The organism is Actinorhabdospora filicis (assembly GCF_030269765.1).
Classification (GTDB): domain Bacteria; phylum Actinomycetota; class Actinomycetes; order Mycobacteriales; family Micromonosporaceae; genus Actinorhabdospora; species Actinorhabdospora filicis.
Genome location: NZ_BSTX01000002.1, coordinates 135,449 through 156,784 on the forward strand (window position 1 = coordinate 135,449; position 21,336 = coordinate 156,784).

Annotated in this window: 20 protein-coding genes; 11 read left to right on the plus strand and 9 right to left on the minus strand. The window is 73.0% G+C overall.

Features of this window, described 5'->3' with window-relative positions; all coding sequences use genetic code 11:
- Positions 1-26 precede the first annotated feature (26 nt).
- The 4 genes from QSK10_RS13430 to QSK10_RS13445 are packed head-to-tail and all read left to right on the plus strand — an operon-like array spanning position 27 to position 4,489.
- Complete coding sequence (locus QSK10_RS13430) at positions 27-1,436, plus strand: family 2B encapsulin nanocompartment shell protein (RefSeq protein WP_285663101.1); 1,410 nt, start codon at positions 27-29, stop codon at positions 1,434-1,436.
- A 27-nt stretch (positions 1,437-1,463) separates the two neighbouring features.
- The gene (locus QSK10_RS13435; RefSeq protein ID WP_285663102.1) at positions 1,464-2,630 is read left to right on the plus strand and encodes a family 2 encapsulin nanocompartment cargo protein terpene cyclase; all 1,167 of its coding nucleotides are present in this window, start codon (positions 1,464-1,466) and stop codon (positions 2,628-2,630) included.
- 23 nt (positions 2,631-2,653) lie between these two features.
- Positions 2,654-3,496 carry a geranyl diphosphate 2-C-methyltransferase gene (locus QSK10_RS13440; protein ID WP_285663103.1) on the plus strand — a complete coding sequence of 281 codons (843 nt, stop codon included), beginning with the start codon at positions 2,654-2,656 and terminating at the stop codon, positions 3,494-3,496.
- A gap of 57 nt (positions 3,497-3,553) precedes the next feature.
- A complete protein-coding gene (locus tag QSK10_RS13445; protein WP_285663104.1) occupies positions 3,554-4,489 on the plus strand; it encodes a 4-hydroxy-3-methylbut-2-enyl diphosphate reductase in 936 nt (311 codons plus the stop codon).
- 81 nt (positions 4,490-4,570) lie between these two features.
- Here QSK10_RS13445 and QSK10_RS13450 read toward each other — a convergent pair whose 3' ends face one another.
- The 4 genes from QSK10_RS13450 to QSK10_RS13465 all read right to left on the minus strand — a co-directional run bounded on the left by QSK10_RS13450 (position 4,571) and on the right by QSK10_RS13465 (position 8,006).
- Positions 4,571-4,801 carry a hypothetical protein gene (locus tag QSK10_RS13450; protein WP_285663105.1) on the minus strand — a complete coding sequence of 77 codons (231 nt, stop codon included), beginning with the start codon at positions 4,799-4,801 and terminating at the stop codon, positions 4,571-4,573.
- A 126-nt stretch (positions 4,802-4,927) separates the two neighbouring features.
- The gene (locus QSK10_RS13455; protein ID WP_285663106.1) at positions 4,928-5,692 is read right to left on the minus strand and encodes an ABC transporter permease; all 765 of its coding nucleotides are present in this window, start codon (positions 5,690-5,692) and stop codon (positions 4,928-4,930) included.
- On the minus strand, positions 5,692-7,083 hold the full coding sequence (locus QSK10_RS13460; RefSeq protein ID WP_285663107.1) for a DUF1349 domain-containing protein: 1,392 nt from the start codon (positions 7,081-7,083) through the stop codon (positions 5,692-5,694). The genes QSK10_RS13455 and QSK10_RS13460 overlap by 1 nt, the downstream gene beginning before the upstream one ends.
- Complete coding sequence (locus QSK10_RS13465) at positions 7,080-8,006, minus strand: ABC transporter ATP-binding protein (protein ID WP_285663108.1); 927 nt, start codon at positions 8,004-8,006, stop codon at positions 7,080-7,082. Before QSK10_RS13465 ends, QSK10_RS13460 begins: the two co-directional genes overlap by 4 nt.
- A gap of 155 nt (positions 8,007-8,161) precedes the next feature.
- Here QSK10_RS13465 and QSK10_RS13470 point away from each other — a divergent pair, with 155 nt between their 5' ends.
- A complete protein-coding gene (locus QSK10_RS13470; protein ID WP_285663109.1) occupies positions 8,162-9,136 on the plus strand; it encodes a sensor histidine kinase in 975 nt (324 codons plus the stop codon).
- A complete protein-coding gene (locus QSK10_RS13475; protein WP_285663110.1) occupies positions 9,133-9,786 on the plus strand; it encodes a response regulator in 654 nt (217 codons plus the stop codon). Before QSK10_RS13470 ends, QSK10_RS13475 begins: the two co-directional genes overlap by 4 nt.
- A 1-nt stretch (position 9,787) precedes the next feature.
- Here QSK10_RS13475 and QSK10_RS13480 read toward each other — a convergent pair whose 3' ends face one another.
- Complete coding sequence (locus QSK10_RS13480; RefSeq protein WP_285663111.1) at positions 9,788-10,750, minus strand: NADP-dependent oxidoreductase; 963 nt, start codon at positions 10,748-10,750, stop codon at positions 9,788-9,790.
- Positions 10,751-10,885: 135 nt separating this feature from the next.
- Here QSK10_RS13480 and QSK10_RS13485 point away from each other — a divergent pair, with 135 nt between their 5' ends.
- On the plus strand, positions 10,886-11,797 hold the full coding sequence (locus QSK10_RS13485; protein WP_285663112.1) for a LysR family transcriptional regulator: 912 nt from the start codon (positions 10,886-10,888) through the stop codon (positions 11,795-11,797).
- A gap of 98 nt (positions 11,798-11,895) precedes the next feature.
- Positions 11,896-13,140: an arginine deiminase gene (locus QSK10_RS13490; protein WP_285663113.1), complete on the plus strand. Its 1,245-nt coding sequence runs from the start codon at positions 11,896-11,898 to the stop codon at positions 13,138-13,140.
- A gap of 3 nt (positions 13,141-13,143) precedes the next feature.
- Here the strand turns inward: QSK10_RS13490 and QSK10_RS13495 are convergent, their stop codons facing one another.
- From QSK10_RS13495 to QSK10_RS13505, 3 genes are all read right to left on the minus strand, one after another.
- Positions 13,144-13,716: a hypothetical protein gene (locus QSK10_RS13495; RefSeq protein WP_285663114.1), complete on the minus strand. Its 573-nt coding sequence runs from the start codon at positions 13,714-13,716 to the stop codon at positions 13,144-13,146.
- A gap of 74 nt (positions 13,717-13,790) precedes the next feature.
- Positions 13,791-14,531, minus strand: coding sequence for a DinB family protein (locus QSK10_RS13500; RefSeq protein WP_285663115.1), 741 nt, complete (start codon positions 14,529-14,531; stop codon positions 13,791-13,793).
- The gene (locus tag QSK10_RS13505) at positions 14,515-17,295 is read right to left on the minus strand and encodes an AfsR/SARP family transcriptional regulator (RefSeq protein WP_285663116.1); all 2,781 of its coding nucleotides are present in this window, start codon (positions 17,293-17,295) and stop codon (positions 14,515-14,517) included. Before QSK10_RS13505 ends, QSK10_RS13500 begins: the two co-directional genes overlap by 17 nt.
- A 239-nt stretch (positions 17,296-17,534) precedes the next feature.
- Here QSK10_RS13505 and QSK10_RS13510 point away from each other — a divergent pair, with 239 nt between their 5' ends.
- The 3 genes from QSK10_RS13510 (at position 17,535) to QSK10_RS13520 (ending at position 19,979) form a co-directional block, all read left to right on the plus strand.
- The gene (locus tag QSK10_RS13510; RefSeq protein WP_285663117.1) at positions 17,535-18,629 is read left to right on the plus strand and encodes a low temperature requirement protein A; all 1,095 of its coding nucleotides are present in this window, start codon (positions 17,535-17,537) and stop codon (positions 18,627-18,629) included.
- 149 nt (positions 18,630-18,778) lie between these two features.
- Positions 18,779-19,555: a DddA-like double-stranded DNA deaminase toxin gene (locus QSK10_RS13515; RefSeq protein WP_285663118.1), complete on the plus strand. Its 777-nt coding sequence runs from the start codon at positions 18,779-18,781 to the stop codon at positions 19,553-19,555.
- Positions 19,548-19,979 (plus strand): Imm1 family immunity protein, encoded by a 432-nt coding sequence (locus QSK10_RS13520; protein WP_285663119.1) that lies wholly within the window; start codon positions 19,548-19,550, stop codon positions 19,977-19,979. Before QSK10_RS13515 ends, QSK10_RS13520 begins: the two co-directional genes overlap by 8 nt.
- A gap of 49 nt (positions 19,980-20,028) precedes the next feature.
- Here the strand turns inward: QSK10_RS13520 and QSK10_RS13525 are convergent, their stop codons facing one another.
- Positions 20,029-21,237 (minus strand): chymotrypsin family serine protease, encoded by a 1,209-nt coding sequence (locus QSK10_RS13525; RefSeq protein WP_285663120.1) that lies wholly within the window; start codon positions 21,235-21,237, stop codon positions 20,029-20,031.
- Between the last annotated feature and the right edge of the window lie 99 nt (positions 21,238-21,336).

A 21,336-nucleotide genomic window follows, 5' to 3' on the forward strand; every position in this document is an offset into this window, starting at 1 on the left:
CCCGACACCCACCTGGAGGGCACCACATGACCATCAGCGAGCCGATCACCGACACCGAGAACGCGCAGACCAGCCTCAGTACCCGCGCGGCCCGCAACCTGGCCACCACCACCAAGTCCGCCCCGCAGATGCAGGGCATCACCTCGCGCTGGCTGCTGCGCAAACTGCCCTGGGTGGAGGCCCAGGGCGGCACGTACCGGGTCAACCGGCGGCTGCAGATCACCGTCGGGCGCGGCCGCGTCCGCTTCATCCAGAACGGCGCCGACGACGTCCGCATCGTGCCCGTCACCCTCACCGAACTGCCCTCGCTGCGCGGCTTCGACGACGAGGAGCTGCTGACCGAGCTCGCCTCGCGGTTCCGGCCCCGGTCCTTCGCCCCCGGCGACGTCCTCATCGAGGAGGGCACGCCCATCGGCGAGGCCTACATCATCGCCCACGGCCGCCTCAACAGGTACACCACCGGAAAGTACGGCGGGGAGAACCTGCTGGGGGTCATCGCCGACGGCGACCAGCTCGGCGACGAGGCCCTCGGCCAGAGCGATCCACTGTGGACGCAGACGGTGCGGGCCACCACGCACGGCACCGCCATGGTCCTGCCCTGGGCGGGCTTCCAGGAGATCCTCGCCCGCGCCCCGCACCTGGCGAGCCACCTGGACGGCTACCTCACCCGGATGCAGCGATCGGCCAGCCGCGAGGGTGAGGCCACCGTCGAGGTCGCCGCCGGGCACGAGGGCGAGCAGGCCCTGGCCGGGACCTTCGTGGACTACGAGCTCGCGCCGCGCGAGTACGAGCTGAGCGTCGCCCAGACCGTTCTGCGCGTCCACACCCGCGTCGCCGACCTCTACAACAAGCCCATGAGCCAGTTCGGCGAACAGCTCCGCCTCACCGTCGAGGAGCTGCGCGAGCGGCAGGAATGGGAGATGGTCAACAACCGCGACTTCGGGCTCCTCCACAACGCCGACTACGAGCAGCGCATCAGCACCCACTCCGGGCCGCCGACGCCCGACGACCTCGACGAGCTGCTGTCGATGCGCCGCAAGACGCGGCTGTTCCTGGCCCACCCCAAGGCGATCGCGGCGTTCTTCCGGGAGTGCAACAAGCGCGGGCTCTACCCGTCCAATGTGGACGACGGCGGCCACTCGGTCCCGGGCTGGCGCGGCGTCCCGATCTACCCGTGCGGGAAGATCCCGGTCACCGGCGGCCAGACCAGCTCCATCATCGCGCTGCGCACCGGCGAGGACGACCAGGGCGTCATCGGCCTGCACCAGACCGGTATCCCGGATGAGTACGAGCCCGGCCTCAACGTCCGCTTCATGGGCATCAACGACAAGGCCGTCATCTCCTACCTGGTCAGCGCCTACTACTCCCAGGCGATCCTCGTCCCCGACGCCGTGGGCGTCCTGGAGAACGTCGACATCGCCGCCGCGAGGTCCTAGCACCGCCCACCACCGAGGAGCATCCACATGCGACCGGATCCACCATCGCCCGGCGGGCTCGCCGAGCTGTTCCCACCCGAGGCCGCCGGGCTGCGCGAGGTCATCAGGTCCCTGACCGGGCCCAACGGCATCGGGACGCAGACCGCGCGCCTACCGCACGCCTTCCAGACCCGCGCGGCCACCGCCACGGCGTCCTCGGGCCCGCGCGAGTCGGCCGGGGTGATCGTCCCCGAGCTGTATTGCCCGCCGGCGCTGCGCGACGACCGCGCCCTCGGCGACCTCGTCGACGAGGGCCTGGCGTCCTGGGTCCGCGACGAGATCGGGGTGCCGCCCGAGCACGTCGACTACCTGCGGGCCTGCGCCTTCGGGCGGCTGATGATGCTGGCCCATCCCGACTGCGAGGACCCCGAGCTGCTGCTGGCGGCCGGGAAGTGCGCGGTGGCCGAGTGGGCCGTCGACGACCTGTACCTCGACGGGGACTCCGCCGAATCCGAGCCGGAGCGGCTCGGGCCGCGCCTGGCGCTGGCGTACGCGGCGATGGCGCCCGCGCGCGTCCCGCTGCCGCCCTATGACGAGCCCTTCGAGGAGCGCGTGCGCGAGGACACCTGCCTGCGGCTGATCCGCTCCAGCTGGACCAACATGGCCCGCTACGCCGACGACGTGCAGATGTTCCGGCTGCGGCACGAGCTGTGCGTCATGTTCGTCGCCTACAACCAGGAGGCCCAGTGGCACATCTCCCAGCGGGTGCCGCCGACCTGGGAGTTCCTGCTGCACCGGTGGGAGAACGCGTTCTGCCCGTGCATGGTCGCCACCGACGTGGTCGGCCGCTACCAGGTGCCCTTCCAGGAGTACGCGCAGCCGCGCGTGCGCCGCGCGTTCACCGCCGCCGGCGTGGCCAGCGTCCTGGTCAACGACCTGTTCTCCATTGAGAAGGAGGCCGCCACCAACGGCTTCGACTACAGCCTGCCCGGCGTCCTGATGGCCGAGCACGGCTGCGACCTGCAAGAGGCGGTCGACCGGACCGCCGCCCTGCACGACGAACTCGTTCGCTTCTTCGAGTCCGAATCGGCCGCGCTGAGCGCGCGCGGCACCCCGATGCTCGCCCGCTTCCTGCTCGGGGTGTGGAACTGGATGGGCGGCGGCAAGGAGTGGCACGCCACGTCCCGCCGCTACCACGCGTCCGAGGCCGGCTGAACCCATTGCGAAAGGAACCATCCATGACCGCATCCGTGACCCTGAGCCCGTACCAGACCTCGGTCGCCGACTACTGGAACGCCGAGGCGAACCCGGTCAACCTGCGCCTGGGCGAGGTGGACAACATCTTCCACCACCACTACGGCATCGGCCCCGTCGATCACGCCGCCCTCGCCGGGCCGGAGGAGACCCGCGAGGAGCGCCTCATCCGCGAGCTCCACCGTCTGGAGGGCGATCAGGCGCAGTTCCTGCTGGACCACCTCGGCGACATCGGCCCCGCCGACCGGCTGCTCGACTCCGGTTCCGGCCGGGGTGGCAGCAGCATCCTCGCCAACGCGCGCTTCGGCTGCCAGGTCGACGGGATCTCCATCTCCCAGAAGCAGGTCGACTTCGCCAACGGGCAGGCCGCCGACCGCGGCGTGGACTCCAAGGTCCGCTTCCACCTGAAGAACATGCTGCGCAGCGGTTTCCCCGACGGCACCTTCAAGGCGATCTGGAACAACGAGTCCACGATGTACGTCGACCTGTCGGTCCTGTTCGCCGAGTACGCGCGCATGCTCCAGATCGGCGGCCGCTACGTGTGCATCACCGGCTGCTACAACGACGTCTACGGGCTCCCCTCCCGCGCGGTCAGCCAGATCAACGCCCACTACATCTGCGACATCCATCCCCGCAGCACCTACTTCGCCCAGCTGGCCGCCAACCGCCTCGTCCCCACCACCGTGGTCGACCTGACCGCGGCGACCATCCCCTACTGGGAACTGCGCGCCACCTCGGCGGTGGCCACCGGGATCGAGGAGGTCTTCCTGGAGGCCTACAAGGGCGGCAGCTTCCAGTACCTGATGATCGTCGCCGACCGGGTCTGACCGTCGATGTCGCCGCCGCCCGGTCCCTTCCCGGGCGGCGGACGCGAAGGAGGCGTCATGAAGGTTCTCCTGGCCGACCCGCGCGGCTTCTGCGCCGGAGTCGAGCGCGCGGTCCTCGCCGTCGAGCGCGCCCTGGAGCTCTACGGCCCGCCCGTCTACGTCCGCCACCAGATCGTGCACAACCGCCACGTCGTGGCCGCCCTGGAACGCAAGGGCGCGATCTTCGTGGAGACCACCGAGGAGGTCCCCCTCGGCGCGGTGGTCGTCTTCTCCGCCCACGGCGTCGCGCCCACCGTCCACGACGAGGCCGCCGCCCGCTCCCTGACCGTGGTCGACGCGACCTGCCCCCTGGTCGCCAAGGTCCACCGCGAGGCCCGCCGCTTCGCCGACGAGGACTACGACATCGTCCTCATCGGCCACAAAGGACACGAAGAGGTCACCGGCACCATCGGTGAGGCCCCCGACCGCATCCAGCTCGTCGGCGGCCCCGAAGACGTGCCGAACGTGAAGGTCCGCGACGAGAACCGCGTGGTCTGGCTGTCCCAGACGACGCTCTCGGTGGACGAGGCCGCCCGCACCGTCGACGCCCTCGGCGAGCGGTTCCCCGCCCTGACCGGCCCGCCCGGCGAGGACATCTGCTACGCCACCCAGAACCGGCAGGACGCCGTCAAGCGCATCGCGCCCGAGTCCGGCCTCGTCCTCGTCGTCGGCTCACCCAACTCCTCCAACTCCCTGCGCCTCGTCGAGGTCGCCCGCGCCTCCGGAGCCGGCGCCGCCTACCTCATCGACGGCGTCGCGCACCTGCGCGAAGGCTGGCTGGACGGCGTCGACACCGTCGGCGTCACCGCCGGAGCGTCCGCCCCGGAGGATCTGGTGGAGGAGGTGGTCGCGTGGCTGGTGGAGCGCGGCGGCGAGGTGTCGGTGGTGACCACGACCCGGGAGAACCAGTACTTCGCGCCGCCGCGCTTCGAGCGGCGCGAAGGCGAGGGCTAGCGGCCCGGCGGAGTCCACGATGGACTCCGCCGGGCGCTACCAGCCGCGCCCACCGAGCCTCTCCACCTCCGCGCGCACCACCTAACCGAACAGCTCGTACGCGCGGCGCAGCCTCTCCACCCTGACCGGCCGGTCCTGCGCCTTGGCGTCCTCCCACGCGACGAGCGCGTCCACATAGGCATTAAAAACCTCCCCCGCCCGGCTGCTACCGACCAGCAGTGCGCGCGCGAGCAGCGTGGTCGCCCGCTCCTTGACCTGGTCGATCTCGGCGTTCGCCGCCTTGGCCGACATCCCCTCCGTCTGCACCACCATGGCGATCTCGTACTACGCGCCGGGTGCCGGCGTGACACGGGGCTTCACGGGTGTGCCTTTCGAAACGGGCACGGGCCCGGTGGCCATAGGTCACCGGGCCGTATGTCCACTATGGACTTCGTGCCGCTACCCCCTGCTCCGCCGCGCGAACACCACCCCGCCCGCCACCAGCGCCACCGCGCTGTACGCCGCCAGCACGCCCAGCCCGTGCCAGGGCCCGATCAGCGGTTTCGGTACGACGAGGGTGTTCTGGACGGCGAGTCCGGCGGTCATCGGCGCGTACTTCTCCAGGCGCGCGTGCCACCTGGGGTCGCTGACGACGGCGGTGAGCGCGGGTGCCAGGAACAGCAGGGTGTAGACGGTGGTGACGGAGGCGGCGGTGTCGCGCAGGACGAGGGCGACGCCGAGGGCGAGGAGCGCGATGAGGACGAGGTAGGCCACGCTCCCGAGGCCCGCGCGGAGGGTGAGCGGGTCGGTGAGGGAGGGCGGGACGAAGCCGTTGCCGGGCAGGATCAGGCGTCCGGCGAGCAGTGATCCGGCCACGGCGAGGAGCCCGGCGACGGCGACGGTGGCGGCGATGACGGCCGCTTTGGCGGCCAGGACGGGCAGGCGGCGGGGTGTCGCGGCGAGGGTGGGGCCGATGGTGCCGGTGGCGTACTCGCCGCTGATGGTCAGGACGGCGAGGACGACGATGACGGCCTGTCCGGCGCGGACGCCGCCGAGGCTGAGCTTGACGGTGTCCTCGTAGCAGGCCGCGGCGCAGTGGCCGGTGTCGGTGGCCAGGACGGTGGCGGCGCTGACGGCGATGGTGCCCAGGACGGTCGTGGCGAGGATCCAGGCGGTGCTGGACAGGGTCCGCAGTTTGGTCCATTCGGCGTGGGCCGCGCGCATCACGCGTCCCTCCGGCTCTGCCGCCACAGGGCCAGCCCGAACACGATGGCGGCGTATCCGGCGAGGACGGCGAGTCCGGCCCAGGGGGCGATGGCGGTGTCGTAGCGGTGGACGGCCTGCTGGATGGCGAATCCGGCGGTGGGGGTGAGGCGTTCCAGCCATGTGGCGGCCGACAGGGGGAGCCCGCCGGTGACGATCATGGGGACGGTGAGGGTGACCAGGGCGATGGCGATGGCCGTGGCGGCGCGTTTGAGGAGGACGCCGAGCCCGAGGGCGTAGACGGCGACGAGCGCGGTGAGCAGCCCGGAGCCGATGATGGCGCGGGGGACGGGCCACTCGGTGATGTCGGGGACGCCGCGGGCGCGCAGTCCGCTGCCGCCGTAGGAGGCGAGTGCGGCCAGGAGCCCGATGGCGAAGGCGACGCCGCCGAGGACGGCGGCCTTGGCCAGGAGGGTGCGGGCGCGGCGGGGGGTGACGGCGAAGCTGGTGCGGATCATGCCGCGCCGGTACTCGGCGGTGACGGCGACGACGGCGATGGCGGCGATGGTGACGGCGGCGATGAGGACTCCGCCGAGGGCCTCCTTGACGGGGTCGGAGGCGAAGGGGTCGAGGCCGAGGTTGCCCAGGCCGGTCATGGAGTAGGCGCCGGGTCCGGTCTGGGTGAAGGAGGGTCCGTTGGGGTCGGCGGCGGGTCCCTCCATGGGCTCGCGTTCGGTCCAGGAGCCGGGGTCGGTGCCGCCGATGCTGAGGTGCTCGAATTGCGCGCTGCCGCGGCCGACTTCGCCGGTGATGCTCTCGGAGCCGAACTGGCGGGTGACGACGGTGGTGTCGGGCGCGGCGACGAAGGGCCCGCCGAGGGCGGTCGTGGGCTTGTAGGAGGTGGTGCCGACCCGCTGCCAGGCGGTCCCGTCGGCCGATGAGTAGGCGGTGACGGTGCCGCCGGACAGGCTCAGCTTCAGCCACACCGGCGCCTTGGCGGCGGTGCCGGGCAGGTCTCCGTCCACACTCGACAGGAGGTGGACGCCCGAGGCGGCGTCGGTGAGGACGGCGGCGAAGGCCGCGCCGGGCTTGTCCGACTCGCGGATCATCAGCCCGGCCTTGACGCCATTGCCGGAGGAGGAGGTGACCTGGGTGATCAGTTCGGCGTTGCCGCCCAGGGTGGTGTAGGCGTAGTGGCCGCCGTCCTGGAAGGGGTTGAGGGACGGCGTGGCGCCCTGCTCGTCGCCGCTGCCCAGCGCCGACAGCAGCGACACGAGCCCGGTGAGCAGGACGGCGGCGGCCAGCGCGGCCGTCCAGCGCGGCACGGAGAACAGCTTGGTCCACTCCGCGCGCAGCAGCCCGGTCGCGCGGGCCTTGCCGGTGGTCGCGCTGCGGTAGGGGGTGATGGTCATGACGCCTCCCCGGCGAGGGCGTGGTACTCCACGGCGTCGCGGGTGAGGTCCATGTAGGCCTCCTCCAGCGACGCCCGGTGCTCGGCGACGCCGGTGAAGGTCACGCCCTCGGCGGTGAGCAGCGCGATGACCCCGGCGGCGTCGATGCCGGTGATGACGAGGGTCTCCTCGCCGGTGACGGCCACGGTCGCGCCGGAGCCGGTGAGGGCGGCCATGGCCTCCTTGCGTTGCGGGGTGCGCAGTTCCACGCGCCCGCCGCTGGCCTCGGCGAGCAGTTCGCGGACGCCGGTGTCGGCGACCAGCCGGCCGCGCCCGATGACCAGGAGGTGGTCGGCGGTGTCCTCCAGCTCGCTCATGAGGTGGCTGGAGACCAGGACCGCGCGTCCCTCGGCGGCCAGGGAGCGCAGGAACACCCGGATCCAGCGCACGCCCTCGGGGTCGAGGCCGTTGACCGGTTCGTCGAGCATGAGCACCGGCGGGTCGCCCAGGAGCGCGGCGGCGATGCCGAGGCGCTGGAGCATGCCGAGGGAGTAGCCGCCGGCGGGGCGCCCGGCGACCTCGGTGAGGCCGACGAGGTCCAGGACGGTGTCGACGCGGGCGGCGGGGATGCCGTTGGCGTGGGCCATCCACAGCAGGTGCGCGCGGGCCTTGCGGGCGGGGTGGACGGCCGAGGCGTCCAGCATCGCGCCGATCTCCCGCAGCGGTGTGCGCAGGTCGCGGTAGCGGTGGCCGCCGATGAGGGCCTCGCCTCCGTCGGCGCGGTCGAGGCCGAGGATCATGCGCATGGTGGTGGACTTGCCGGCCCCGTTGGGGCCGACGAATCCGGTGACGCGGCCGGGCGGGACGGTGAAGGACAGGCCGTCCACGGCGACTTTCGGGCCGTAGCGCTTGCGCAGTCCGCGGGCTTCGATGGTGGCTTCCATGTGCGACAACGCTATGGGCGGCCGGGGGATCCGTCGTCCCGCCGCGGAGCCGTCTTCGGGCGGGCCCCAGGGGTGAGGCGCGGGGGTGGGGTCCCTCGCGTGGGGGACGGCGGTGGGAGGACGACACCGGCGCGGCCGACGTGAAGAATGATCGTGTGCAGAAGGCGTTGAGGCGTGCGGGACGGCCGGTGGCGGCGGTGGTCCTGGCCGTGCTCGCCGTCGTGGAGGTCCTGCCGTTGCGGGGATCGCTGCTGGCGCTGGGGCTGCTGGTCGCGGTGTGCGCGACGGTGCCGCTGGCGGTGTCGCGGCGGCCGGTGATCGCCGCGATCGTGGCCACCGCCGGGACCGGGCTGAGCGTGTGGCTGCTGGAGCGGCCGGTGCTCGGGGGAGTGGTGGCGTCGCTGGTGGCCTGGGCGCTCGTCGCGTTCGGACGGTGGCGGTCGGCGCGGAAGGCGACCGTGGCGCGTGAGGCGGCCCGCCGGGAGATGGAGCGCTCGCTGGTGCAGTACACCGCCCTGGGCGAGCGTGCCCGCATCGCGCGGGAGCTGCACGACGTGGTCGCCCATCACATTTCGATGATCTCGGTGCAGGCCGAGACGGCGCGGCTGACCACGCCGGGGATGCCGGATGAGGGGGCGCGGCGGCTTCTGGCGATCGGGGAGACGGCGCGGACGGCGCTGACGGAGATGCGGCGGCTGCTGGGGGTGCTGCGGGAGGAGGGTGAGGTGGTGCCCGATCGCGCGCCGCAGCCGGGTCTCGATCAGCTCCTCGATCTCGTCGACGACGACCGGGCGGCGGGTGGCGGGCGGACGCGGCTGATCGTGTCGGGGCCGCCGACGGTGTTGAGCGCGGGTGCCGAGCTGGCCGCCTACCGGGTGGTGCAGGAGTCGCTGACCAATGCCCGCAAGTACGCGCCGGGCGCGGCGGTCGACGTCGAGATCGTGCGCACCGGTGAGGGGCTGCGCCTGCGCGTCCGCGACAACGGGCCCGGTCCCGGTGGTGGCGCGCCGGGTCTGGGGTTGCTGGGGATGCGCGAGCGCGTCGCGGCCGTCGGCGGGAGCCTGCGCACCGGGCCGTCCCCGATGGGTGGTTTCGTGGTGGAGGCGTCGATCCCGGGGGAGCGGGCGTGACGGTGCGGGTGGTGGTCGCCGATGACCAGGAGATCGTCCGGGCCGGTTTCGCCGCGCTGATCGATACGCAGCCCGATTTGAGCGTGGTGGCCACCGCCGCCGACGGGCGTGAGGCGGTCCGGTCGTGCCGTGAGCAGCGGCCCGACGTGGTGCTGATGGACGTGCGGATGCCGGTGATGGACGGGATCGAGGCCACCCGGGCGATCACCGCGGCCGGGCTGGCGGCGAAGGTGCTGATCCTGACCACTTTCGATCTGGACGAGCACGTCTATGACGCGCTGGTGGCCGGGGCGAGTGGTTTCCTGCTCAAGGACGTCACCGCCGAGCGGCTCTTCGACGCCGTGCGGGTGGTGGCCGCCGGGGACGCGCTGCTGGCGCCCAGCGTGACCCGGCGGCTGATCGGGGAGTTCGCGCGGCAGCGTCCGCGCCCGTCCTCGCCGCGCCTGGACGGGCTCACCCCGCGTGAGCGGGAGGTGCTGACGCTGATCGCCGGTGGCCTGTCGAACCCCGAGATCGCCGCGAGTCTCGTCGTGGGTGAGGAGACGGTGAAGACGCATGTGAGCCGGGTGCTGCAGAAGCTGGGCCTGCGCGACCGGGCGCAGGCGGTGGCGGCGGCCTATGAGGCGGGGCTGGTGGTCCCGCGCGGGTAGGTCAGGGGATGAGCACGAGCTTGCCGGGGGCGTGCCCGGCGATTCCGGCCTCGTGGGCCTTGGCGGCATCGGCCAGGGGGAAGGTGGCGGCGACGATGACGCGCAGGTCACCTGATGCGGCGCGGGCGATGAGCCCGGCGCGGGCGGCGTCGCGCAGCTCGGCTCCGGCGTCCTCGCCGGGGCCGTAGCCGAGGAGCTTGATGCCGGTTCCGGCGCGGCGCGGTCCGCCGGTGACCGAGGCGATCCGGGCGCGGTCGGCGACCAGTTCGAGTGAGACGTCGAGGGCCTCGCCGGTTCCGGCGAGGTCGACGGCGGCGGTGACGCCCTGTGGCGCGGCGTCGCGCACCCGCTCGGCGAGCCCGGGTCCGTAGGCGACGGGGACGGCGCCGAGCTCGCGCAGTAGTGCGTGGTTGCGCGTGGAGGCGGTGGCGATGACGGTGGCCTCGGCTGCGACGGCGAGCTGGACGGCGATGAGGCCGACGCCGCCGGATCCACCGTGGACGAGGAGGGTGTCGCCCTTGCCCACTCCGGCGGCGTGGAGTGCGTGGACGGCGGTGGCGCTGGCGAGGACGAGCGATCCGGCCTCGGCCCAGCCGAGTCCGGCGGGCTTGGCCAGGATCGAGGTGGCCGGGGCGGTGACGTGCTCGGCGTAGGCGCCGGTCACGGGGTAGACGATGACCTCGTCGCCTGCGCGCACGCCGGTGACCCCGGCGCCGGTCTCGGTGACGATCCCGGCGCATTCCAGGCCGAGGGAGGGCATCGCGGCGGCGAGTCCGGCGGCGTCGGTGTGGTCGTCGCCGACGTCGTGGAAGGCCCCGCTGTAGAGCTTCCAGTCGATGGGGTTGACCCCGGCGGCGCGGACCTCGACGACGACGCCGCCGGGGGCGGCGCGGGGGATCGGCACCTCGGTCACGGCGAGCACGCCGGGGCTGCCGTAGGCGGTGGGGCGCACGATTCGGGACATGGAGGAACTCCTGTAATGACGCTGATTGGCGTGCCTCTCGGTGGGCACGGATCCCAGTATCGAGCCACCCGGGCATAATCTCCAGTGCACTGTTGGCAGGGAGTCATTGCGTCAGACGCACGAATAGGGGCCGGGGTGGCCGAGGAGCTCGATCTCAACCTGCTGCGGGTCTTCGACGCGCTGATGGACACCGGGAGCGTCGCCCGGGCCGCGGTGCGCCTGCACCTGTCGGCACCGGCGACCAGCCGCGCGCTCAGCCGCCTGCGCCGGGCGATGCGCGACCCTATCCTGGTGCGCGCCGGTCGCGGCCTGGTGCCCACGCCCTTCGCGCTGCGCACGGCCGGGACGGTCAAGGCGCTGCTGGACACCGCCGACCGGCTGCGCACCGATCCCGCCGGCAGCGACCCGGCGTCCTGGCGGCGCGCGTTCTCCATCCGCCTCAACGACGCCCTCGTGCCGGTCATCGCCCCGCGCCTCACGCGCCTGATCGCCGCGGAGGCGCCCGGCGTCCTGCTGCGCTTCACCGGCCAGGAGTCGGAGTCGCCGGAGCCGCTGCGCGACGGCTCCCTCGACCTCGACATCGCCGTCGGCGGCCCGCCGCCGCCCGACGTGCACGCCTCGACGCTGTTCACCGACCGCTTCGTCGCCGTCGTCGCCGCCGATTCGGCGCTGGGCCGCGCGCCCGCGCTCACCGTGGACGACCTGTGCCGTCATCCGCACGTCTCGGCCTCGCGGCGCGGCCTGGCGCGGGGACCGCTCGACGACGCCCTGGAGCGCGCCGGGCGCTCCCGCCACGTCGCCGCGGTCGTCCCGTCCTACGCGGTGGGCGCGCTGATGGCGCTGGAGCGCGAGGTGATCTGCCTCGTGCCGCACGTGATGGCCGCGCACCTCATCGAGCGCGGCGTCCCCCTGCGCCGCCACGAGGTGCCCTTCGGCCTGCCCACCGCCGACGTCGAGCTGCGCTGGCACCGCCGCGTCGACGACGACCCCGCATCACGCTGGCTGCGGACGCGCCTGCGGGAGGCCATCGCGCCGCTCACCGGCTGAGCACCGGTCCCGCGAAACCACCGTGCGCCCGAAAAGCCCGTAATAGGCTTCACGTGTTCGGGCCCCGAGCCCCCGGACGCGACGAGAGGGGCCGGTACATGACCGCCGCCGGGCACGGCGTCCACTCCGAGGTGGGCCGCCTGCGCAAGGTCCTGGTCTGCGCGCCCGGGCTCGCGCACCGCCGCCTGACGCCCACCAACGCCGGGGACCTGCTCTTCGACGACGTCATGTGGGTCGATCACGCCCAGCGCGACCACGCCGACTTCGTGGCCGAGCTGCGCGCACGCGGCGTCGAGGTCGTCGAGCTGCACGACTTGCTCGCCGAGACCATGGACGTCCCCGGTGCCCGCGACTGGCTGCTGGACCGCAAGATCACCCCCGGTGAGGTCGGCGCCGGGCTCGTCGACTCCACCCGCGAGTTCCTGCAGGGCCTCGACTCGCGCTCGCTGGCCGCGTACCTCATCGGCGGGCTGTCCACGGTGGACCTGCCCGAGGAGCACCGGCCACCGGCGATCGCGCTGGCCCGGGAGAGCCGCGGCATCCGCGAGTACCTGATGCCGCCGCTGCCGAACACGCTCTACACCCGCGACACCACCTGCTGGCTCTACGGCGGGGTCACCCTCAATCCGCTCTACTGGCCGGCGCGGCACGGCGAGACGCTGCTGATGAAGGCGATCTACTCCTTCCACCCCGGCTACACCGGCGCGAAGGTGTGGTGGGGTGATCCCGAGCGGGACCTGCGGCAGGCGACCTTCGAGGGCGGCGACATCATGCCCGTCGGCAACGGCGTGGTCCTGATGGGCATGAGCGAGCGGACCTCGCGGCAGGCCATCACCCAGGTCGCCGCGACGCTGTTCGCCGAGGGCGCCGCCGAGCACGTGGTGGTCGCCGGGATGCCGCGGCTGCGCTCGGCGATGCACCTCGACACCGTCTTCACCTTCGCCGACCGCGACGTGGTGACCCTGTATCCGGCCATCGTGGACCGCATCCACTCCTTCTCGCTGCGGCCATCCGATGCCCCACCGGGCTTCGAGGTGGTCGACGAGAAGGACCGGCCGTTCCCCGAGGTCGTCGCCTCGGCGCTGGGGCTGCCGGGGCTGCGCGTCATCGAGACCGGCGGCGACGAGTACGCCAGCGAGCGCCAGCAGTGGGACAGCGGCAACAACGCCGTGGCGGTCGAGCCGGGCGTGGTCTTCACCTACGACCGCAACACGCTCACCAACTCGCTGCTGCGCGAGGCCGGGATCGAGGTCATCACCATCGTCGGCGCCGAACTGGGGCGGGGCCGCGGCGGCGGGCACTGCATGACGTGCCCGCTGGTCCGCGACCCCGTGGACTTCTGAGGACTACGACGCCGGGACCGGCTTGCCTGTCCTCAGGTCGAGGCTCACGACGAGGTCGCCGTCGGTGATGCGCAGCGTCACCCGCGCGTCCTTGGGGGCGGTCGCCACGATGAGGTAGGGGTCCTGGAGGTAGGGCGTGTAGGTCGGCTCGTGGACGTAGGGGAGCTTGTCGACGGGGGTGGCCTTGTCGCCGATCACCAGGTGCGCGACGGGCCGCTCGCCGCCGAAGAACTGCTCGACGTCGGTGCGCTCCATGACCGGCCGCAGGTACACCGCGATGACCTCGTGCCCGGCCGGGGCGCGTCCGGGCGGGCCGTCGGCGAGGCCCGCGTCGCGGTCGGTGAGCCCGGGTGCGGTCATCGACCAGATCAGCTGGACGTCGGCGTGCGGGGTGCGCAGATCGGTGTTGTCGTAGCTGGTGATCGGGGCGTCGTAGGCCATGTCGCCGGGCGACCCGGTCCGCGACACCAGAACGCCCTCGGCCAGGGTGCCCTCGCCGTAGGGGTCGGGCGGGTTGACGTCGCAGGCGGTCAGGGCGAGGGCGGCGGCCGCGAGGAGGACGGCGCGACGAAGCATGTGGATCCCATCGTGTCGGAGGGCGAGCGTCGAGAATAAACAGCCCGTCCCACCGCCTCCACATGTGATCGGTTTCAGCGCGCGATGAGCACCGCCAGGTCCCGCTCGGCGAACATCCGGTGCTCCCACTCCTCGTTCAGCACCACCAGCAGGCACTTGCGCACCGGGCGGGCGCGTGGCTCGGGCCAGCCGGGCCCCTCCACGGGCGTCGTCTCCGAGTCCAGGATCTCCGGTGTGAGAGCGTCGATGTAGGCGCGGACGGTCGCCGCGCGGTCCCGGCGCAGCGCGAGCGCCTCGTCGAGGCCGGGCCGCGCCTCCCGGTCGCGGGGTACGCCCGGGGTGTCGGGCATCTGGTCCCAGGGCAGCGACAGGGGATGCCAGGGCGCCGGATCGCCCAGGATCGCCCGCCGCACCCAGCAGTCGGTGGCGAACGCGAGGTGCCGCAGCGTCTCGATGAAGGACCACTCGCCGTCCACCGAGGCGTGCAGCAGTTCCGGTGGCAGCGCACGCGCCCTGGCCTCGGTCTCGCCCCACAGCCGTTCGAGGACGTCCCAGGCCTCGGCGAAACCGGCCGGGTCCACCGGGCGCATCTTGGCGCGCTCGGGGTACCGCCGGTCGAGTTCGGCCTCCACGAGGGGCCCGATGTCGACGCCGTTGACGCGGACGTCGCGCAGCTCACCGCGGATGTCGACGTCATCGAGCTCGACGCCCCTCATCACCACCCGGTGGAACCACGCGGCGGTGAACCTGGCGTCGGTGAGGTCGACGGTGTCGAATGTGGCGCCGCGCAGGTCGGCGTCATGGAAGTCGGTCATGGCCGCAGGTTAGCCCCGGGCACCGACATTCCGGGCGCCACCGCCGGTGGAGGTCGCCGAGCTTGGCCTTGAGCCGCGCGGCGTCGGCGCTCCCGTCCCCGTGGACGGCCATGGCCTTCGTCCACTGTGCCGCGGCGCCCTCGGCGTCGCCCAGGGCCTCGCAGGCGTCCCCGGCCTGCTCCAGCGTCTCGGCGAGGTCGTGCGTCTCGGCGAGCTCGGCGAACAGCTCGGCGGCCGCGGCGAAGGGCGCCAGGGCCGCGGCGGGGTCGCCGAGACGCATGTGGATGGTGGCGATGGTGTCGAGGGTGAGCGCCTCGGCGCGTTTCTCGCCGAGCTCGCGTTGCAGCGCCAGCGCGTGACCGGCGTATTCCAGGGCGCGGGTGTGCTCGCCGCGGTGGGTGTGGAAGAAGGCCAGGGAGTTCATCGCGCTGCCCCGCCCGGTGGCGTGCCCGGCCTCGTCGTATTCGGCCAGCGCCCGCTCGCCGTGGTGGACGGCGTCGTCCCAGCGGCCGAGGTGTTCCATCAGGCTGGCCAGCCCGAGGTGGGTGTGGCCGAGCCGGATCGTCTCGCCGGCCTCGGCGAATCCCCGCAGCGCGGTCTCGAAGTGCGCGGCGGCGTCGGTGAAGCGGCCCAGGCGACGGTGGGCCATGCCGAGGGCGCGGTGATGGTCGGCCTCGGCGCCCGGATCGGCGCAGCGGGCCGCCGAGGGCAGGGCGGCGCGCAGGACGCCGGCCCACTCCCGGATGAGGTTCTGCGAGCGCAGGTGGTCCCACAGGCTCCAGGACAGTCCGGCGGCGTGGTCGTGCAGCCCGGCTCCGGCGGCGTGCTCGACGGCGGCGAGGAGGACGGCGCGCTCGGCGTGCCACCAGGCCACCGCCGCGTCCCGGCCGGTGTGCGCGACGGGGGCGGCGCCTTCGGCGGCCGGTGGCAGTGGGATCGGCATCCGGTGTGGGACGAAGGCCAGGGCCGCCGCGTGTGAGCCGTGCAGGCAGTGGTCGAGGAGCCGCCGGACGGCCCGCTCGCGCACGTCGCCGCCGAGCGCTCCGGCGAGTTCGGCGGCGTAGGCGCGGACCAGGTCGTGCATGGCGTAGCGTCCGCTCTCCTCGCTGAGCAGGTGGGCGTCGGTGAGCTCGGTCAGCGCGGCGCGCGCCTCGGGCTCGCCGAGGCCGGTCAGGCTCGCGGCGGCCGCGGGGGAGATGTCGGGCCCGAAGGCGGCGCCGAGCAGCGCGAGCGTGTCCGCGGCGGTCTCGCTCAGGGCCCGCCGTGACCAGCCGAAGACCGCGCGCAGGTCGGCCATCGGGTCCTCGTCGGTGAACGGCGCCAGCCCGGACCGCAGTTCGGCGGCGATCGCGGCCAGCGGCAGCCCGGGCTCCAGGGCGGCGCGGGCGCCGATGATGACGAGGGCCAGGGGCAGCCCGCCGCAGATCGCGGTGATCTCCCGCGCTGCGGCCGGTTCGGCGGCCAGCCGCTCCTCGCCGACGCGGGAGGCCAGCAGCGCGCGGGCCTCACCGGCGTCCAGCGCCGGCAGGGTCAGCGGGTGCGCGCCCTCCACGGCGACCAGGCCGGTGAGCCTGCGGCGGCTGGTGACCAGGGTGAGGCACCCGGCGCCGGAGGGCACCAGCGCGCGGACCTGCTCGGCGTCGGCGGCGTTGTCCAGCACGATCAGCAGCCGCCGCCGTCCGGTGAGCTCGCGGTAGACGTCCCGGCGGCCGGTGAGGTCGGCGGGCATCTCCTCGGCGGGGACGCGCAGGGCGGTCAGCAGTTCCCCGAGCGCCTCGGTGGCCGTCAGCGGTGGGGTGCGGGGGTCGAATCCGCGCAGGTTGACCATGATCCGCCCGCCCGGGAACAGCCCGGGCATCCGGCGCATGGCGTGGACGGCCAGCGCGGTCTTGCCGATGCCGCCCATGCCCATGATCAGCACGATCGTCTCGTGCCGTGCGCCGATGCCCCTGGCGATGCCCTCCACGGCCGCCACGCATCCGGCGCGGCCCATGAACCCGCCGCCGGGCGTCGGCGGTGCGGGAGGCGGTGGTCCGGTGTGGTCGCGCAGGATCCGCCCGTGCAGCTCCCGCAGCTCCAGGCGCGGGTCGGCGCCCAGCTCCTCGGCGAGCGTCGCGCGCAGGTCCCGGAAGACCCGCAGGGCCTCGGCCTGGTGCCCCCGCCGGTGCAGGGCGGTCATGAGCAGACCGCAGGCCTCCTCGTCCCACGGGCGCGTCTCGATGAGCGCGGTCAGCGCGGGGATCGCCCCGGCGTCCTCGCCGAGCAGCATCGCGGCCTCGGCGCGTGCGCGCCGGGCGTCGTGGCACCGGTCCTCCAGGCGCGCGGCGTGCCCGGCGATGGAGGCGGCGTCGGTGAAGCCCTCGAAGGCCGGTCCGCGCCACAGTCCCAGCGCCTCGTCGAGCAGCCGGACGGCCTCGCGGGCCTCACCGGCGTCCAGCGCGGCGCGCCCGGCCTCGGCCAGGCGCGTGAACTCCGCGGTGTCGACGGCGCCATCGGTCACCAGCAGGTACCCGTGCGGCCTGGTCAGCACCCGCTCGGCGCCGATGGCGGCGCGGATGACGTGCACGTACTGCTGGAGGTTGACCCGCGCCGAGCGCGGCGGGCGGGCGTCCCACAGCGCGTCGGTGAGCCGGTCGAAACCCACGACGCGGTCGTGCTCGGCGAGCAGCACCGCCAGTGTCAGGCGGGGTTTGCGGGCCGAGACGTGGAACAGCTCGGCGCCGGCCCGGGTGACCCGTAAAGCGCCCAGAGCCTCGAAGAACACGCCACCCCCCTCGCGAACACCGTGCCCGGCCCGTCACCGCACGCACTATAGCGCCGGTATAGCGGCCCACCGCAAGATCGGTGCACGGAGCCGGCCGGGCCGCGCCGATCCCGCCGCGGTTGCCCATTGCCCATGCCACGGCGGTGCCCACCCGCGGTCCGGTCGTGCTCCGATGGCCCGTGCGGTGTCTTTGACGCGAACCGGCTCCGGAACGCCCCTGTCATGCCGACACTGTGTGGGTGAACCAGCGCGTGTCCACCCTGGAACTGTTCTTCGACCTCGTCTTCGTCTTCACCATCACCCAGCTCACCACCCTCCTGGCCGTCGGCCTCGACGCCCGCGCCCTCGTCCAGGTTCTGCTGATGCTGGGCGTGATCTGGTGGATGTACGGCGGCTACGCCTGGGTCACCAACACCGTCACCCTGCACAACCAGCTGCGCCGGGGCCTGCTGATCACCGCCATGTGCGGGTTCCAGATCATCGCCCTGGCCGTCCCCGGCGCCTTCGGCGACGACGGGCTCGTCTTCGGGCTGGGCTACCTCGTGGTCACCCTCGTCCACACGTTCCTGCTCGCCAAGGGCGAGGGACCCGGCACCCGCGCCGCGATCGCCCGCCTCGGCCCGCTCAACCTCGCCTCGGCGCTCCTCGTCCTCACCGGCGGCCTCCTCCCCGTGAGCCCCTGGCGCTACATCGCCTGGAGCGCCGCCTTCGTCCTCCAGGTCCTGACCCCGTACCTGCGCCCCGGACGCATCGCCCTCGCCGTCCGCCCCGAGCACTTCGTGGAACGCCACGGGCTCGTCATGATCATCGCCCTCGGCGAGTCCGTCGTCGCCATCGGCGTCGGCGCCGCCGGGCTCGACCTCGGCGTCCCGCTCATCGCCGCCGCCGTCCTCGGCCTGATCCTCGCCTACCACCTCTGGTGGTGCTACTTCGGCGGCGACGACACCGCCGCCGAGCACGCCATGACCGCCATGACCGACCCCCGCCACCGCTCCCGCGTCGCCCTCCACGGCTACGGCTACGCCCACTACCCCATGCTCCTCGGCGTCGTCGCCCTGGCCGCCGGAGTCAAGAACGCCATGCACGCCCCCACCGCCCACGCCCACCTGCCCGCCGCACTCGCCCTCTCCGGCGGCGTGGCGGTCTTCCTCCTCGGCGAGTCGTGGTTCCGCCGCATCCTCCACATCGGCCGCACCCGCTGGCGCCTGCTGGCCGCGGCCGCCGCCCTGGCGGCGATCCCGCTCGGGCTGTACGTGTCGTCCCTGGCACAACTGGCGGCGCTGCCGGTGATCCTGGCGGCGACGTTCACCGCGGAGGCGCGCCTGTCGCGGTGAGGTTGCCCCGGGTTGTGCCCGGACGCCACAATGTGGACACTCGCGTCCGCGAAGGTCGAGGCCGTCACGGGCGGTCGCCCGAACGCGCGTGACGGCGTTTCGTCCGAGGGCGGCGATAGCGTCACTCCCTCGACGGAGGAGGGCGCGAGGTGGGGGCGTTAGCGGACGTAATCGCCGCCCTGGAGGCGGTACGCGCGGCAATCGGTGCGGCGCGCGAACACGCGCGGGCCGGAGCGGAGAAGTTCGGCGAGTCGTACGAGCACCTGTCGACGGCCTTCGACGGGTCCGGCAACTCCGCCGCGACGGCGTCACTGGCGGGGATGACGGCGGCGGCGGACAGCCTCGCCGAGGCCGACGCCCATGCGGCAGCGGCTCTTATGACCCTCGGCGAGTACGTCGAGGTCGTCAAGGGCAACGGGCCGGGCGGGGGTAGTTCGGCGTCGGCGGCGTCCGGTGGCTCGGCGTCGGAGGCGCCCGGAGGTGCATACGACGCCGAGGGGACATGGCGGGGTCTGCCCGCGTTTCCGCCCAAGCCGCCCCGCCACACGCACGGAAGCGCGACGGGCAAGGACGGCGAGACGGTGCCGGTCGTCAGCGGTGAGAAGACCCCCGACGGCCAGACGCACGACTGGCGCTATGTCGACGGAGTCAAGCTCGCCCGGCGCCTCGGCCTTGTGCCGGCGAAGGGCAAGCCCAATGTGGCGTCCGACGTGGAACTCAAGTGGGCATTGCAGATGCGCCGCGACGGCATCACCGACTCACAGGTCACGATCAACCACCCGGACGGGCCGTGTCGCGGCGCCCTGTCCTGCGACCAGTTGCTACCAATATGGCTCAGGGAAGACTCGCGCCTGACGGTCCACTGGCGCGACGCCGACGGCGCGATGCGCAGTAAGACCTACGTGGGAAGGCCCGACCATGACTGATGCGACCGACGCGGTGGAGATCTACCTTCCCGCCACCGATGAGCCTCTCATCGTCGCGGTTCACGACGTCGCCGCGCTTCGAGAAGGGCTCGCCGCCTATCTCCCCAAGGCGGTTCACGGAACCCCGATGCGCGTCTACCACCTGCGCCGCCCCAGGCTCCCCAGTGGCTTCCCCGATCACGAGCTGCAGGTGGTCGTCGACGGGGACCGCGGCGTGGGTGCGTTGCGGTACATGGCCGATGGCGTGTGGTTCAGCCTCGGCACGCCCCCACCCGCCGACGTCGATGCGGTCGGGGTCCTCTACAGCTACCCCGGCGACGGCGAGCTACCGCTGGCCGAGGTCTGGAAGGCCGTGGAGGAGTTCACCGAGACCGCCGAACGCCCGACCGTGATCGAATGGCAGGACGACCCGGACGATTTCTAGAACGACCACTTCGGCGGGTGCCGCCCCATCCGGGGCGGCACCCGTCCGGCTACGCCAGGCTCATGCCCCACGCGCCGAGGATGTCGGTCGCCTCGGTCCAGCGCATGGTGCCCCACGGGTCGCCCCAGCTGACCAGGCCGCGCGCCTGTCGTCCGTTGCTCGTGTAGGTCCACACCAGGCCGCCGGAGTCGCCGCCGCGCGAGGGGATGCCGTCGTCCTTGACGCCCTCGACGCCGCGGTGCTTCTGGCCGTTGCTGCCGGTCCACTTGACGTCGGGCCCGAGGACGTGGATGCCGCACACCTGCCCGGAGGTGAACCCGGACTGGCAGACCCAGTCGCCGTAGTAGGAGTACTTGTAGCCGTCGATGGGTGCGTCGGTGGCGTTGTCCTGGCCGCCCTCCCAGACCCAGGACAGGGTCGGGCCGGTGTTGCTGGTGTCGATGGCGGCCGCGTCGTAGAGCTGGTGCTCATAGGCGAGCCGGCCCACGTGGTTGCGGCCGCCGCCCTCGGGGCCGGTGTAGATCTCGTCGCCCTCGTTGTAGCAGTGGGCGGCGGTGATCAGGAACCAGCGGTTGTCGTAGTTGCGGCGGGCGGGGATGCCCGACGTGCACGTCCAGGCGTCGTTCTGGTAGCTGGCGGTCAGCGCCGCCCCGCCGATCCACGGACGCTCGTCGCGCCGCCGCGACTTGTCCTCGCCGGAGCCCTGCACCGTCTCCACGGTCACCGGGACACCGAACAGCTGCGCCGGTGCCTTCGCGGCCGTCAGCGCGGTGCCCTGGGCGACGCGGACCTTCAGGCCCTCGCCGGTGGGCGGCACGGAGACCGACTCGATGCTCGTGGCGACCAGCGACGGCCGGTCCAGGACCTGCTCGCGCGCGGCCTGCAGCTCCTTGCGGCTGTACGCGCCGCGGGCGAACCGCAGCAGGCTCACGTCGGCGCCCTTGTCGCTGCGCCGCGCGGCGGCCAGAACGGCGTCCTTGCGCCCGGTGTCGGTGAGGTAGACGGTGACCGAGCCGTGGTTGCCGTCGAGGGCGAGGCCGGAGTAGTACGCCGCGCCTCCCTCGCGCCCGAAGGCGTCCACCGCGTTGGCGACCCTCCTCAGTGGACCGAGCAGCCGGTCTTGGGCCGCCGGCGTCATCGCGGCGATCTCGGCGTCGGTGTACGTGGTCCCGGCCGCCTGCGCCGGGCTCACCGGCAGCAATCCGGCCAGCGTGGCCGCCGTCGCGAGGGCGACGGCGATCCGCGTGCTTCTCTTCACGGAGATTCCTATCGGGGTGGGGAACGCTTCCGTGATCTTTCTAAGCGGCTTGATCGTCCACAGTGGTTTAACTAGACGTCGTCAAGATGAACGCGATAT